Here is a 13,913-nt window from a genome sequence, read left to right as displayed (position 1 = left end):
CTGCTGTTGCACAGGTGTTGCACGGCGTTGCAACGGGCCCGGACACGACCTAGTCGTTCCGTCCGGCGGCCACCTGTTCCGCCTCGGCGAGCAGCCGGGCCTCCGCGGCGGCGTACTTCTCGAGCGCGTGATTCGCCCGGTAGCCGAGGTCCACGGCCTTGGCCAGGTACTCCTCGGTCATCGACTGGACGGCCTCCGGCGCGGCGCCGCCGAGGGCGCTGCGGGTCGCGACGATCGCCCGCGGATCGAGGACCGTCCTGATCTCCTCGGCATCGAGATCCAGCGTGCGCCCCACGACCGATGTCGCCGCGCGATCGAGGTCGTCGGAACTGATGTCGACACCCCGGACCCCGCGCCGGCTGGCCTCGCGCACCACCTCGCCCACCACCAGGTACGCCGCCCGGTAGTCCAGGCCGCACCGAAGCATGACGAACTCGGCCAGATCCGTGGCCTGCGTGTACCCCTCCTCCAGCCGCTGCCACATCCGGTCCTCGTTGACGCTGAGCGTGTCCACCACGCCTTCCATCAGCGCGGTGATCCGGGTTGCGAACTCGACCGCCTTGGGGATCTCGCCGTACGCGAAGATCAGGTTGTCGCTGCGGGCCGACGGGCTCTTCACGACCGCCAGGAATCCGGTCAGCCGCCCGATCAGTACGCCGCCACCACCGCGAACGATCGACAACGCGTACGGGTTGCGCTTCTGTGGCATCAGCACCGAGGCACGGGTGTACGGGCCGGCCAGGTCGACGTAGTCGAACTCCTGACTGGACCAGATCTCGAGGTCCTCGGCGAGCTTGGACTGGTTGGACAGCAGGCTGACGCTGGTGCTCAGCACATCGACGAAGGTGTCGGTCTGCCACATCGCGTCGCGGGTGTGCGTGATCACGTCGTCGAACCCGAGCAGGTCCGCGATCACCCGCCGGTCGTCCAGCAACCGGCTGCCGTTGACACACCCCGCGCCGCCGGGACTCGTGTTGACCTGGGCCAGGGCGTCCATCAACCGATCGCAGTCCCGGATCGCCGGCGGCACGAACCCGAGCAGGTAGTGGCCGAACGTCGAGGGCTGCGCCTGCTGGAGGTACGTCTGGTCCGGCATGTACACCTCGCGATAGCGAGCCGCCGTACGGCACGAGGTGGCGGCGAACTCGGAGGCGGCGACCGCGAGCCGGGCGGTCAGTCCGCGCAGGAGGATCCGCAGTGCGACCCGGGCCGCCTCGCGCCGGGGCCGGCCGGCGTGCAACCAGCCGGCGTCGTCGCCGATCGTGGCGACGAAGTGGCGCTCGCGCGAGTTGTACGGTTCACCGTACGCCGCGTCGTACGGGAAGTCCTCGGGCTTGGTGCGATGCGTGTCCAGCAGTACGCCGAGCAGCGCCGCGGCCGCCCGTTCCGGGATGATGTGCCGGTGGCGGAGGTCGAGTACGTGGGCGATGTCGGCCATGTTCAGACCGTGGTGCAGCAGCGGTGCGTCCGCGATCTCCCAAGCGAACCCCGCGTCGATGAGTTGCTGCGCGGGGCGGTCCTTGGAAGGCCCTTCGACCCGTCGGCCCGAGTTCACCGCTGTCATGACGTTGCCTCCTCGCCGACGGCCGTAGGAGTGGCCGCCGGGGTGGTGAGTTCGTCGGCGGCGGCGAGTGCCCCACCGGTGCTCCAGTACAGGACGGGTCCTGACAGCTCGCTGCGATGACTGCTCAGCCACAACAGCGCCTTCGCGTTGTAGACCGGGTCGGCGACGAAACCGCTGTGCTGCAACAAGGCGCCCGCCAATTCGTCAGCCTCCGGCCATCCGCCGCCGTACCCAGGGCCGCGTCCGTCGACCACCCGCCAGCGCGGCAGCGGGCCGGTGGCGCCGATCAGTCGGGCGCACTCATCCGCGCGGGTCGAAACCTGCGCCTCGATCTCCGCGACGGGCCGGGAGACCGAGACACCTACGACCTCGATCCCGGTAGTCGACGCGAGGCCGGCGAGCAGTCCGGCGATGCTGCCTCCGGAGCCGACCGGGATCACGACGCTCGCGGCGCCGATCCGTCGTTCGGCCAACTGCCAGACCAACTCCGCGGCTGCGACGGCGAACCCGCAGGCGCCCACCGGTGTCGCTCCTCCGCGAGGTACGACGTACGGCCGTCGGCCCTCTGCCCGTAGCCGTCCGGCCAGCGCGCCCGCGTACTCGTCCATACTGCTGCGATCGGCGGAGCCGGTGAACTCCACGGCCGCGCCTGCCCTTCTCGACAAGGCCAGCGCGGCTGCACCATCGCGCGGGTTGCCGTAGCAGACCTGCACGACCGCGATGCCCTGACCGGCGGCAGCAACGGCCAGGAGAGCGGCGAAGTTCGAAGGGGGACCACCCGCGACCACGATGGTGTCGGCGTGCAGCGACACCGCGTCCCCGAGGACGTACTCGAGGGTGCGCACCTTGTTGCCGCCCCAGGCGAACCCGGTCAGATCGTCGCGCTTGACGAGTACGTCGCGCAGTCCCGGCGTACCCGCGAGATCCGCGACGTGCTGCAGCGGAGTGGGGAAGGTCCCGAGCGGCACGCGGGGAAGGTCGGTCAGCGCCACGACGCACTCTCCCCGGCGCGGCGTCGGGTGGCCCGCGCCACCACCTCGTCGGCCATGGCAGCAGCGGCACCGGTGTCGAACCGGTCGAGTTCGGCCAGCTCGGCGGGCTCGATCTGCCCGTCGAGCACTGCCGTGAGAGAACGGCCGGAGCCGATCGCGGCGCGGTAGGCGTCCTGCAGCGTGGCCTGCGCTCGGTGCTTACCCAGCCGCGCCGACATCACGCTCAGCAGCCGCTCCGAAGACGCCGTCCCGGTCGCCTCCAGGTTCGCGAGCATCCGTGCCGGGTCGACCTCGAGCCCGCCTACCAGCGACCGCGTCATACCGGACGCGGCGAGAAGGTAATGGCTGAGCTCCGGCAGCACGACCCACTCGGTCTTCCACGAGCGGCCGTCCCGCTCGTGCTCGCCGATCAACGTCTCGGCGAGCACACCCGCCGAGGATCGAACCAGCCGGGCGAGGGTGACGATCTGCTCGGACACCTCGGGATTGCGCTTGTGTGGCATGGAAATACTGCCCACCGTGGTCGACGGCGTCGGCTCGCGCACCTCGGCCAGCTCGGCGCGGGCGAGCATGTAGACCTCGTTGGCGATCCGGGCCATCGCACCGACCGCAACGGCCATCACCTGAGCGAACTCCGCGAGCCGGTCGCGAGTGGTCAACCAGGAGATGGCCGGCTCGGCCAGCCCGAGTCGATCGCAGTACGCCGCCCGCAGCGGCAACGCCTGCGCACCGAAGAACCCGAGCACGCCGACCGCTCCACCAAGCTCGGCCACCAGCCAGCGGTCACGACCCTGGCGAAGACGTTCCAGACTGCGCCCGATCTCGTCGGCCCACGTCGCAGCCTTGAACCCGAACGTGATCGGAGCCCCCGGCTGACCGTGGGTGCGGCCCAGCATCGGCGTCTCGCGGTACCGCGCGGCAAGGGCCAGGAGCTCCGCCTCGATCCCCCAGAGATCCCGCCAGACCAGCTCGCCGACCTCGGCGATCTCCAGCACCTGTGCGGTGTCCGAGATGTCCTGGACGGTGGTGCCGTAGTACACGTGCTCGGCCGCGTCCGCGGGCAGCATCCGCTGCAGCACCTGGATCAGGCCGAGCGTCGAGTGCGAAGTCGTCCGGGTGCCTTCCGCAACGGCTTCCAGATCCAGCTCGTCGCCGCGGAGCCCCGCGATGGCAGCCGCCGACGAGGCCGGGATGATGCCGACGTCCGCCTGGGCCTCGGCCAGCGCGATGATCACGTCGAGCCACCGAGCAACCCGGGTGGATTCGGCGAAGATCCCGCGGCTCTCCGCGGTACTCCACTGGTGCCCGAAGACCGCGGAATCGATCAGATGTGCGTCCATGCGACCCCCGACCGATCGACGATCGTCTCGAGCGCCGCCCGAACCTCGGCCAGCGAGGCACCCCAGGGCACGACCGTTCCGGTCGACTCGCTCTCGATGCCCTCCTGGAGCAGGCAGCAGCGGGTGAGCGTACGCCGGCCGTCCGCCGTCAGCCACTGGCGCGGACAAATGTCGACGCGTTCAGGCGTGCTGCCGTAGAACCACTGGTGGATCTGATTGGACCGTTCACACCCGAGCAGCGTCCAGCCACGCTCCGGTGGTCGCTCGTCCAAGAACGACACCGTGCTGCCCGGGAAGTCCATCCCCGAACCACGACACGGGATCAGCACATCGCGCGGAGGTACGTCGTACGCCTCGGCGAGAAGACGTCGGCTGTCGACCAGCTCCGGTACGACGACGATCGGCGGGAGATCCTCGGCCGTCGCGAGCACCCGGCGTACCTGGTCGAGCAACTTGGCCGGGCCGGGCGGAACGACGTCGACGAGCCTGATCCGGATCGGTGCCGGATTCAGGATGAAGCTCACGTGGGAGTAGGACCCCTCGACCACGACGCACCGGACGCCGGGAAGGGCCTCCGCGGCGGCAGCCAGCTGCGACGGAACGGCGGTGTCGACGGTCTCGTCGACGACCACGGCGCAGTCGTCGGGGCCGGCCAGTACCCGGGCCGCGACGGTCAGCGTGAACAGGTCCGCGGACGGCTTGCGGTCCACCTCGACGAGCGCGACGCGACCTTCGTGCCGGGCCACGATGAACCGGGTCCGGAAGTACACCTCGCGATCGGTGAAGTGATCGGTCAGCCAGACGGGGTCGAGGGTCGGGACGGCCGCGACGGCGACCTGGCGGTAGCGCGACGGGACGACGTTCGGTGCGCCCGGATCCGTCGGCCGGATCAGGACCGGCTCCTCAGTGCGCACGAGCCGAGCTCTCCAGCGTCGCGCCGAGCCCGATCGTGTCGGAGCGGAGTCCGCGGCGCAACGTCTCCAGACCCATCACGTCGTCCACCGCGATGTTGCCGAGGTTCACCTCAGGGCCGAGCCGCCGGATCAGGTGCGCCTGCTGCGCTCGCTGCGGCGCTTCGTAGATGATCAGCTCGGCAGTGGCGGACGAGGCGAGCGCGTCGAGCAGGTCCTCGCGGAGGTAGCCGCCCGCGTCGTACAGACCCACGGTGCCGCTCTCGCGACCCTCGGCCACCAGCCAGCCGGCGCCGGCCTCCAGATCCGTCTCGAGTTCGGTGACCCATTCGGCCGCGGACACAGCGTCACCGGGGTTCTTGCTGCCGACCTCGGCGAAGACCTCGAACCCGAGCGACCGGGCCTGCCGGATGATCCGGTGCTTCTCGGCCAGCAGCATGTCCGTGCTCCCCCGGGACACCTCGACGCACTCGAAACCCGCCCAGGTCGCGAACTCGAAGAACTCGTCCACCCGGCCCTGCAGCCAGGCGATCTCGAGCAGCGTGCCGCCGGTGCACGGCTTGACCTGGTGGTCGCGCAGCGCCCGGACCTTCTCGGCCAGCGCGGGCTCGATGTAGGCCGTACCCCAGCCGAGCTTCCAGACGTCGATCCAGCCGGAGTACGCCTTGAGTACGGACTCCACCCGGTCCAGGGAATACCCTTTGTCCAAGACATGGGTCAGCCCGGCCGACCGTGGCTTGGCGGGTCGCTCCGGCAGCGTCAGGAAGCTCGGACCAGCTCCAGCCATTGCGCCTGCCTCTCCAGCCGACTCGCCCGGGAGGACCGCCCGTCCTCCACTATCAGTGATGTATTTATACCATAGGAGATGGTCGGAGAAACTGGGGAGAGAGGAGCGTCATCCTGATGCCGAGCCATGCGGCGCCCTCGACCGTCTACGTGCTCGGGGCCCTGACGGTCACCGACGCCGACGGTCGTCAGCTCGGCCCGATCCCGGCCGGCCGGGCCGGGATCCTGCTGCGCCGGCTGGTCGCCGCCAGTGGCGCACTCGTGGACATCGACGCTCTGGTGGACGCCCTCTGGGACGAGGACGCTCCGCACAGTGCCGACCGCGTGATCGCCTCGCTGGTGAGCAGGGTGCGCCGGGCGGTCGGTTCCGACGTCATCACCGGGTCCTCGTCGACCGGCTACCGCTTCAACTGCGGACGGGCGTGGACCAGTGACCTCGCGCTCCTGGAGGAGCTGACCAAGTCCGCCCAGGCCCGCGCCGCCCTGAGCCCGGCCGTGACGGTCACCGCGGCGCGCCGTGCCTTCGGCCTGCTCACTCGTGGCCATCCCGAGCTACCTCCCGCCGTCGCCCAACGGACCTGGGCTGAGGACCAGCAGCGCCACGTGGACGCGCTCGCCCGCCGCCTGAACCGGGCCAGCTGGGATGCCCAGGCCCGGCTCGGGATGTGGAGCGAGATCGCGAACCAGGCCGAGTCGGTCCTGTCCCGCTTCCGCCACGACGAGCAGGCCGGCCGCGCGCTGATGAACGCGCAGTGGCACCTCGGCGACCGCGCCTCGGCGTTGCAGACCTACGACGAACTCCGGCTCGAGCTGCGCCGGGAGCTCGAGGTGGAGCCGAGCCCGGAGACCGACGGGTTGTTCAGTGCCATCGTCAGCGGCGCCGACCCCGGACCGATCCTGACGCCTCGCCCAGCGTCCGTCGCGGGCAGCTCCACCCTGATCGGCAGACAGGACGAGTACGCCGCCATGGTCGACCGGTGGCTTGTCGCGGCCGCCGGACAGGCCGGATCGATCGTCGTCACCGGAAGTCCCGGCTCGGGATGCTCCTCGCTCGCGCAGGAGCTGGCCGACTACGCCGAGCGCGGCGGCGCGCGGGCGATCAGGGTGGACTGTTTCGAGGGCGAGCGATCCTCACCGCTCCAGCCGCTCCTGACTGTGCTCAGCCGGATTCTTCTCTCCACCGCTCCCGATGCCCTGCCGGCCATGCTCGGTTCCTGGACGGACACCGCGGTGGAGCTGGTGCCGGACCTGCGTGACGTCGTGGGCGTCACGGAGTACCGGCGTGCGAGTCCGGAGATCGAGCATCGGCGAATCCTCAACACGCTGCGCCATGTGCTTGCGACCGCCGCGGAGGACCAGCCGCTACTGCTGTACTTCGACGACCTGCACCTCGCCGGCACGGCCACGGTGGAGGCACTTCAGTGGCTTCTGCACACGATCGACGACGTACCACTCCTCGTGGTGGCGACCGTTCCGTCCGACCGCCTCGACCCGGAGCTGCGCGCACTGGCGGGCAACGGCGTACTGGTCGAGCTCGGACCGCTGGACGAGTCGGACGTGGCCCTGCTGGCACAACAGGCTGGAAGTGCCACCGAGGCAGCCTTCGTCTGGGAGCTGACGCAGGGCCACCCGATGTTCGTGGTCGAGGTCCTCGCCGCTCTCACCCGCGGCGAGAACAAGGCGGAGATCCCCGGCACGCTGCGCTCGATGGTTCTGGACCGGGTACGGCGCAGTGGCAGCGACGTCGAGGAACTACTCCAGTCCGCATCGGTGATCGGGACCGCGTTCGACGTCGACACCCTCGAGCAGCTCGTCGGCCGCCCGGCGGTCAACCTGATGCCCACCTTGCAGAAGGCGATGGCGGCCGGACTGCTTGCCTCTCGCAATGAGTTGTTCGTCTCGTCGCCGCCGATCCTGGGCCAGGCCCTGTACGACAATCTCCCGGGACCGGTCCGGGTCCTGCGGCACCGTCAGCTGGCGGAGATCTTCTCGGCGCGACCGGAGCTGCGGGCACATCACCAGCAACGAGCCGGACTGACCGAGGCCGCGGCGAGGTCGTGGTACGAAGCGGCCACACTGGCCCGCCGTTCGTTTGCGAACGCCGATGCGGTGCGCCTGTTCACGAACGCCCTCGACACCGCCCGCCAGGCAGACGACCAAGAGCTCGAAGGACTCGCGCTGATCGGACGCGGCGCGGCCGAGGAAGAGCTCGGAGCCTTCGACGCGGCGACGGACGATCACCAGGAGGCCGAGGCGCTCGCGGTCGCCCGAGGTGACCGCTCGCTCCGGGCCACCGCGGTCGAGCGGCTCGGCTGGACGGCGTACTACCGACGCGACGTCGAGGAGGCGGTGGCGCGCGCGGACGAAGCCTCCCGGATGCCCGGCGCCCGACCGAGCGCATGGAATCTGCTCGGGCGGACCAAGCACTGGGCCGGCGACTTCGACGCCGCCCATCGCGCGTACGAGCGGGCCCTGAACGAGAACGGCGACGAGGACGGAGCGGTGAAGGCCTCGGTGTCGAGCTGTCTCGGCGCCCTGCTCGCCCATGCCGACCGGTACGGCGAGGCCATCGAGGTGCTCGACGACGCGGTCGCGGTCTCGAACAGCATCGGCGCGTTCCATCCGCTGCTGCGGGCACTGTTCTTCGCCGGCCTGGCCAGGGGCAACGCCGGCGACCTGTCCGGTGCCCTGACCGTCCTGCAGACGAAGGCACAGATCCTGGAGCGGTACGACGTTTCGTTCTACCGAGCGCGGACGAACACGACCTTGGCCTGGGTGTGGCGCGAACTGGGCGAACCGCTCCGGGCGCACGAGTTGTCGGAGCTGGCCCTGAGTCAGTCCCGTGAGGTGGAGGCGGGCAGCCTGCAGATCGAGCAGGAACTGCATGCCCTCTGCTCGCTGGCGGACAGCGAGCGTCTGGACGGCCAGGCCGACCGCGCGGCCGAACGCCTGGAGATGGCCGGGCGCCTGATCGAGCACTGGCTGCCGTTCCGGTGGCGAGCGGACCTGCGGGTCCGCGAGGTGGCCTGCCGGATGGGGCTCCAGGACCCTGAAGCGCTGCTCGTGGCCGCGCGTGCGGCGAGTTCACTCAAGTACCAGGCCCTGGCGTTCCATCTGCTCGGACGCGGCGAGGAGGCAGCCACCGTCGCCCGGCAGACCGGTTCACTCCTGCTCCTCGGTGAGGTCGGAGCTCCCGACGAGGCACGTACGGCGCTGCGTCGCCTGGAGGCAACGCTCCCCCGCCAGCTCAGGTCGTGCTTTGCGCAGGCGGGGCGGCTGCCGCGCGCCAACTCCTGAGGGTGCCGGCCGCGCCGGCGGCCAGTCCGATGCCCCAGAGCAGCGCGACTCCTGACGATCCGCCGATCGCCGACACCGTCGCGACCGCATGGACGAACGCCGGTTGATCGTGAACTGCCGCGTGCGCCATCAGGTCGTGCACGGGCGCCAGGCTCTGCCCCTGTGCCGCCCAAGTGAGGAACGACCGGCTGAGGTTCGTGGTGGCCGCGGCCCGCGCAACCTCCGACAACCCCTGCGGATCGTCGCCTCGCCAGGCGTGCACCAGCAGGATGCCCGCGAGGACGTCGTCGCCGGTCGGTGTCAGGCCGCCGCCACGACCTTCGAGCAGTTCCCTGGCCGCGGTCAGATCGTCGGTGGCCACGGCACGGCGTACCGAGTCCCAGCAAGAGTGGAGATCGTCGGGCACAGCGAGCCGGCCGCGCATCGCATTGAGTGCGGACGCCGCCAGCTGGAGGTCCCGCGGGCCGGGCATCCGTGGCCTGAAGAGAGCAGCCCCGGCCAGGTCGATCTGCCACTCGGTCGAGCGCAACCGCCCGCCGTCGCGCCAGACCGCGAGTCCTTCCGGTACCCGAGCGGGAGCCTGCTCGACGATCAGGTGGATCGGCCCGGGTGCGACGGCAGGTCCGGCCACGGCGTACATGCCACCGTGGACCTGCACGTAGCAACCGTGCCGGAAGGTGCCGACAACGGTCCCGTACGCGCCGTCGGGATGGGCGGCTGCGACGCCCGCCCCGGCGACGATCGGCGCTAGGTGGCTTGTCACGCGTCAGGCGCGAGACGTCGGTCGAGATCGAGCAAGGCGTCGGTGAAGCACTCGATCGGAGCCCAGGCCACGCCCGCACCGACCTGTCCGGTCCCGGCGGTCGCGTGGATGATGCCGGTGTTCACGGCCGGGGTGATGCCCAGCTCGACCACCTTGCGCACGTCCACGCCGACCGGCGTACCGACGTTGTCGAGGATCGGCAGCCTGAACCGTGGGCTCTCCCCCGCGCAGATGCGCTGCATGCTCCGGGTGGCCGCGATCGCATGGGACATCCGGCCACCGAGGAAGCCGGCCACGGCAGGCGAGTTCGCCGCCGCCGGTCCGCCCAGTCCGACCAGCTCGAGCACCGCGCTGTCACCGATGTCCGGCGCGCTCGTCTCCGGGCCGAAACCCGGGTAGTACAAGGCGTCCTGGATCGGCGGAGAGGGCGCGAGGAACCAGTCGTCGCCACCGCCGGCAAGGCGTACGCCGTACGTCGTCCCGTTGCGGGCCATCGTGGTCACGATGCTCGAATCGCGTACCTCGCCGGCCCATTCCACCAGCGACTTCGCCGCGGCCATGGCCACGTTGAGGAACATCAGGTGGTTGCCACTCAGGAAGGTCGCCACCTCAGCCGTCGCGGGGTGCATACCCCGAACCAGGTAAGGCAGCAGGTCGCGCAGGAACAGGTTGGTCGTCGCCTGCACCCGCATGTGTACGTCGTCGCCCATCGGAACGCCTTGTGCGGCGAGCGCGAACGCATCCACAGGCCCGTGGTTCGACAGCGCTTCCGCCAGCACCGGCCCCACCTTGTCGCGGACGAAGCGGATCCGCTCGATGGCAGCGTCGCTGTCGACGCCGAACCACTGCACTGCCCCCGATCCCTGGTTGATGCTCGAGTACGCCGTCACACCGCCGAGCTCGTTCTGCACGACGTACACCGGCGCGGACGGACCGATCGATGTCGCCATCGGTACGACGGTCCGATGCTCGTTGGCCGGCGCCAGACGGACCTCGCCCGACTCGACCAGCTGTCCTGCGGCCGCCACATCAGGAGCCCAACCCTCCGCCACCACGGCAGCCCGCACCGAGCGCTGGAGCGGATCCGGCATGTCTTCCCACGCGATGGACGGGCCGCAGTGCAGGATGTCGCGCTCGCCCAGGCCCTCGATGACAGCACCAGCGCGGTCGATGCCGACCAGCAGTGGGACGCCCTCGTTGAGCCGTCGGAGCACCTCCGCGTTGGCCTGGTCGATCCGGGCCGCCTGCGGGCCGAGCAGCCGGGACAAGGCCGCCACGGTCCGCGCCTCGCCGCCGCCCGGGATCCGCCAGTCCACGCCGATGACCGGCAGGCCCTGGTCGCGCAGCGCGCTCTCGAACAGGGGGAGCCCGATGTTGATCACATCAACGGCGGCCGGCAGCTCGACGACGGGAGTCTGACTCATCACGTGGCCTTTCCAGGGATGACAGCCGGAGCGGATATCTCTCGACCGATATGGACGTTTATTATAGGATACGAACCATGACCGAGCCAACCCTCACCAGCACCCAGCCGCCCCCAGCACTGGACGAGGTGGTGGCGGTCGTCCGTCAGCACGCGGGCGTGTCCGGGAAGGGCGCGATCGCCCAGGTGTCCGGCTTCGTCGACACCGGCGATCCACTCCACGGCCCGGGTGACGACGGTGCCGTGGTGAAGCTCGACGGAGCACGTGCCGTCGTCTGCGGCGAGGCGATCTCGCCACCCTTCGTGCGGTCCGACCCGTACGGCGCGGGCGTCGCCAGTGTGCTTGCCAACGTCAACGATATCGCCGCGATGGGCGGCGTTCCAAAGGCGATCGTGAACACGGTGATCGGCCGCGACACCGAGGTCGCCGAGGTGTTCCGCGGCATGTCCGACGCCGCGAGGATGTACGACGTACCGATCGTCGGAGGCCACCTGACCCGGGCCGAGACCGACACCTCGCTGTCGGCGTTCGCCCTCGGACAGGTGCGGTCACCGCTCTCGATGGCCCATGTACGACCGGGTCAGGCGGTCATGTTCGCGGCTTGCCTGAACGGCACGATGCGGCCGGACTTCCCGTTCTTCACCTCGATCGAGGAGCAGGCCGAGACCCTGGCCCGCGATGTCCGGCTGCTCGCCCAGGTGGCCGACGACGGCCTGGCCGTTGCGGCGAAGGACGTATCGATGGCCGGCGCGCTCGGTTCGCTGGCCATGCTCCTGGAGTTCACCCGCCACGGCGCCCACATCGACCTGGACCGGATGCCCGTCCCGGCCGACACCGACCCGTTGCGCTGGCTGATCGCCTTCCCGACGTACGCGTTCTGGCTGACCACTCCGGCCGAGCGCGCGGCGGACTGTGCGGCGGTGTTCGAGGCCCACGACCTGGTCTGTGCGCAGGTGGGTGAGGTGACCGAGACGAGTCTGCTGACGATCGGATCCGGCGGCCGCAAGGCGACCCTGATGGACCTGGCCACCGAGACGATCACCGGCCTGTGGGCCTAGCCGGCGCGCAGGTCCTGTACTTCGGCGAGCGGCTCGAGGACGAGCTCGTCCGGTCGGCCTGGCCAGGTGGTGACCGGCGCCTGCGTCAGGTCGTAGACCATCGGCTGATGAGGTAGCCCGCAGTACGGCGCTGCGGCGCCCGCACGTGTCCAGCCGAGACGTTCGAAGAAGCGCACGTTGGGCAATTGAATCTGCGCGAGCATCTGCGCACCGCCCAGCCCGCCGGCCGTCGCGACCGCGAAGCGAACGAGCTCGGCCCCGACCATCGACGACCGGTGCGAGGCAAGGACGGCCAGCCGGTCGCCCTGCCACAGCTCGCCGTCCAGCGGATACAGCCGCACAGTGCCTGCCGCACAGGACCCCTGGGCGGCGAGCACATGGATGGTGCGGGTGTCCCGGTCGTGCGGATCGAGGTCGGTGAACTCCATGATCCGCTGTTCGAGCACGAAGACCCGTTGCCGGATCGCATAGTGCTTGGCCAGATCACGGTCGAGGGCCCGCCAGACGCCGATCTCGGCCGACCGTGTGGTCATGATGCGCTTCGCACCGGCAGGCCGGGCATACCCAGCTGGATGGTTCGCTCGAGGGATCCCAGCGCCGAACACGCCTGACACCGCGCGCAACCGGCCGAGACCTTGTCCGCGGTCAGTCCTCGCTTGACCAGTTCGGGCGCCACCACCCGGGCGATGCTCTCGGTGTAGGCGCGGCTCGGCGGGACGGAGTCGGCCATCAGGCTCCCCGGCACCGGGCGCAGCGGCACGATGAACGGGTAGACCCCGATGTCGATGGCCCGCTTGCAGCCGGCCAGGGTGACCTCGGGATCCTCGCCCATGCCGAGGATGACGTACGTCGACACCTGGCCTTCGCCGAACCGCTCGACGGCGTACTCCCAGGTCTCGAAGTAGCGCTCGATACCGGTACGGGCCTTCGGCGGAGCGACCCGGGCCAGCACCTGCGGATCGAACGACTCGACATGGATGCCGAGCGAGTCGATGCCCAGACTGTGCACCTTGTCGATGACGGCCAGATCGGTCGGCGGCTCGAACTGCACCTCCACCGGCAACCCGGAGGCCTCCTTCATCGCGTGGCCACACTTGCTGACGTAGTACGCGCCGCGGTCCTTGCCCCAGGTCGATCCGGTGGTGAGCGTGATGTCCACGGCACCGTCGAGGTCGCGGGCGGCGACCGCGACCTCGGCGAGCTGCTCGGGCCGCTTCACCTTGACCGTGTTACCCGATGCGAGCGAGACGCCGATGCCACAGAACTTGCACTGGTCGTCGTTGCCCCAGTACGCACAGGTCTGCAGAACGGTGCTCGCCAGCGAGTCCAGATGCATCAGCGCGAGCTTCCAGTACGGCGTACCGTCCGCGGTCTCCAGGTCGTAGAAGCGCGGCCGCCCAGCCGGTGTCGCGGAAGCCAGTCGCACCCCGTCGCGGTAGATCCCGTGCCCGGAGTCCTCCGCCTCGAGCGAGTACGGTGTGTTGGCGACGTACGCGGCGTCGACCGGGACTGTGACAGGCGTGCCCTCGACCCAGATCATGCCCGCGTCCGAGGGCCCGGCACCGCCCGGCCTGCGCTCCAGCGGGCCGCTGACCGTGAGCCCCTTCTCCTGGAGCTCGAGAATCAGGTCACTCAGCCGACTGCCGTCGTCGACGGTGGCGATGGGGGTGCGGGTCTGTGCCGTCTGGGTCACGGGAGGTCCTTCCGAGCGTGTCGACGTGGCCGAGGGTTCGAGGAGCGCAGTTGACCTACCGTATCTCCTGACCGATACATTCGTC

At 70.0% G+C, this 13,913-nt stretch carries 11 protein-coding genes; 2 read left to right on the top strand and 9 right to left on the bottom strand.

Annotated features, from left to right (window positions below; translation table 11 throughout):
• Positions 1-49 precede the first annotated feature (49 nt).
• From OG817_RS04440 to OG817_RS04420, 5 genes are read right to left on the bottom strand one after another with little or no spacing between them, the layout of a single operon-like run.
• A complete protein-coding gene (locus OG817_RS04440; RefSeq protein WP_406052340.1) occupies positions 50-1,564 on the bottom strand; it encodes an argininosuccinate lyase in 1,515 nt (504 codons plus the stop codon).
• Positions 1,561-2,556, bottom strand: a complete 996-nt coding sequence (locus tag OG817_RS04435; protein WP_406052339.1) for a pyridoxal-phosphate dependent enzyme — start codon at positions 2,554-2,556, stop codon at positions 1,561-1,563. The genes OG817_RS04440 and OG817_RS04435 overlap by 4 nt, the downstream gene beginning before the upstream one ends.
• Entirely contained in the window at positions 2,547-3,896 is a 1,350-nt protein-coding gene (locus tag OG817_RS04430; RefSeq protein WP_406052337.1) for an adenylosuccinate lyase family protein, read from the bottom strand. The genes OG817_RS04435 and OG817_RS04430 overlap by 10 nt, the downstream gene beginning before the upstream one ends.
• Positions 3,881-4,810 carry a hypothetical protein gene (locus OG817_RS04425; RefSeq protein WP_406052336.1) on the bottom strand — a complete coding sequence of 310 codons (930 nt, stop codon included), beginning with the start codon at positions 4,808-4,810 and terminating at the stop codon, positions 3,881-3,883. The genes OG817_RS04430 and OG817_RS04425 overlap by 16 nt, the downstream gene beginning before the upstream one ends.
• Entirely contained in the window at positions 4,800-5,594 is a 795-nt protein-coding gene (locus tag OG817_RS04420; RefSeq protein WP_406052334.1) for a phosphosulfolactate synthase, read from the bottom strand. The genes OG817_RS04425 and OG817_RS04420 overlap by 11 nt, the downstream gene beginning before the upstream one ends.
• A 116-nt stretch (positions 5,595-5,710) precedes the next feature.
• Between OG817_RS04420 and OG817_RS04415 the strand changes: the two genes are divergently transcribed.
• Positions 5,711-8,890, top strand: coding sequence for an ATP-binding protein (locus OG817_RS04415; RefSeq protein WP_406052332.1), 3,180 nt, complete (start codon positions 5,711-5,713; stop codon positions 8,888-8,890).
• Here the strand turns inward: OG817_RS04415 and OG817_RS04410 are convergent.
• Positions 8,841-9,653, bottom strand: a complete 813-nt coding sequence (locus tag OG817_RS04410; protein ID WP_406052330.1) for a DUF2877 domain-containing protein — start codon at positions 9,651-9,653, stop codon at positions 8,841-8,843. The genes OG817_RS04415 and OG817_RS04410 overlap by 50 nt on opposite strands.
• Positions 9,650-11,077, bottom strand: a complete 1,428-nt coding sequence (locus OG817_RS04405; protein WP_406052329.1) for a DUF1116 domain-containing protein — start codon at positions 11,075-11,077, stop codon at positions 9,650-9,652. The genes OG817_RS04410 and OG817_RS04405 overlap by 4 nt, the downstream gene beginning before the upstream one ends.
• A gap of 77 nt (positions 11,078-11,154) precedes the next feature.
• On the opposite strand from OG817_RS04405, the gene OG817_RS04400 reads away from it, so the two are divergent.
• The gene (locus tag OG817_RS04400; RefSeq protein WP_406052327.1) at positions 11,155-12,135 is read left to right on the top strand and encodes an AIR synthase related protein; all 981 of its coding nucleotides are present in this window, start codon (positions 11,155-11,157) and stop codon (positions 12,133-12,135) included.
• On the opposite strand, the gene OG817_RS04395 is transcribed toward OG817_RS04400, so the two are convergent.
• Both OG817_RS04395 and OG817_RS04390 read right to left on the bottom strand, forming a co-directional pair.
• Complete coding sequence (locus tag OG817_RS04395) at positions 12,132-12,668, bottom strand: MSMEG_0567/Sll0786 family nitrogen starvation N-acetyltransferase (RefSeq protein ID WP_406052325.1); 537 nt, start codon at positions 12,666-12,668, stop codon at positions 12,132-12,134. The genes OG817_RS04400 and OG817_RS04395 overlap by 4 nt on opposite strands.
• Positions 12,665-13,828 (bottom strand): MSMEG_0568 family radical SAM protein, encoded by a 1,164-nt coding sequence (locus tag OG817_RS04390; protein WP_396393677.1) that lies wholly within the window; start codon positions 13,826-13,828, stop codon positions 12,665-12,667. The genes OG817_RS04395 and OG817_RS04390 overlap by 4 nt, the downstream gene beginning before the upstream one ends.
• Positions 13,829-13,913 lie beyond the last annotated feature (85 nt).

Source organism: Kribbella sp. NBC_00889 (assembly GCF_045207705.1).
Classification (GTDB): domain Bacteria; phylum Actinomycetota; class Actinomycetes; order Propionibacteriales; family Kribbellaceae; genus Kribbella.
This window is presented reverse-complemented; position numbering and strand designations above follow the sequence as displayed.

Excerpts from the sequence above, each read along its gene's own strand:
- OG817_RS04430 (WP_406052337.1), bottom strand. The coding sequence starts at position 3,896 with ATGGACGCACATCTGATCGATTCCGCGGTCTTCGGGCACCAGTGGAGT.
- OG817_RS04405 (WP_406052329.1), bottom strand. The coding sequence starts at position 11,077 with ATGAGTCAGACTCCCGTCGTCGAGCTGCCGGCCGCCGTTGATGTGATC.
- OG817_RS04415 (WP_406052332.1), top strand. The coding sequence starts at position 5,711 with ATGCCGAGCCATGCGGCGCCCTCGACCGTCTACGTGCTCGGGGCCCTG.
- OG817_RS04440 (WP_406052340.1), bottom strand. The coding sequence starts at position 1,564 with ATGACAGCGGTGAACTCGGGCCGACGGGTCGAAGGGCCTTCCAAGGAC.
- OG817_RS04420 (WP_406052334.1), bottom strand. The coding sequence starts at position 5,594 with ATGGCTGGAGCTGGTCCGAGCTTCCTGACGCTGCCGGAGCGACCCGCC.
- OG817_RS04400 (WP_406052327.1), top strand. The coding sequence starts at position 11,155 with ATGACCGAGCCAACCCTCACCAGCACCCAGCCGCCCCCAGCACTGGAC.
- OG817_RS04395 (WP_406052325.1), bottom strand. The coding sequence starts at position 12,668 with ATGACCACACGGTCGGCCGAGATCGGCGTCTGGCGGGCCCTCGACCGT.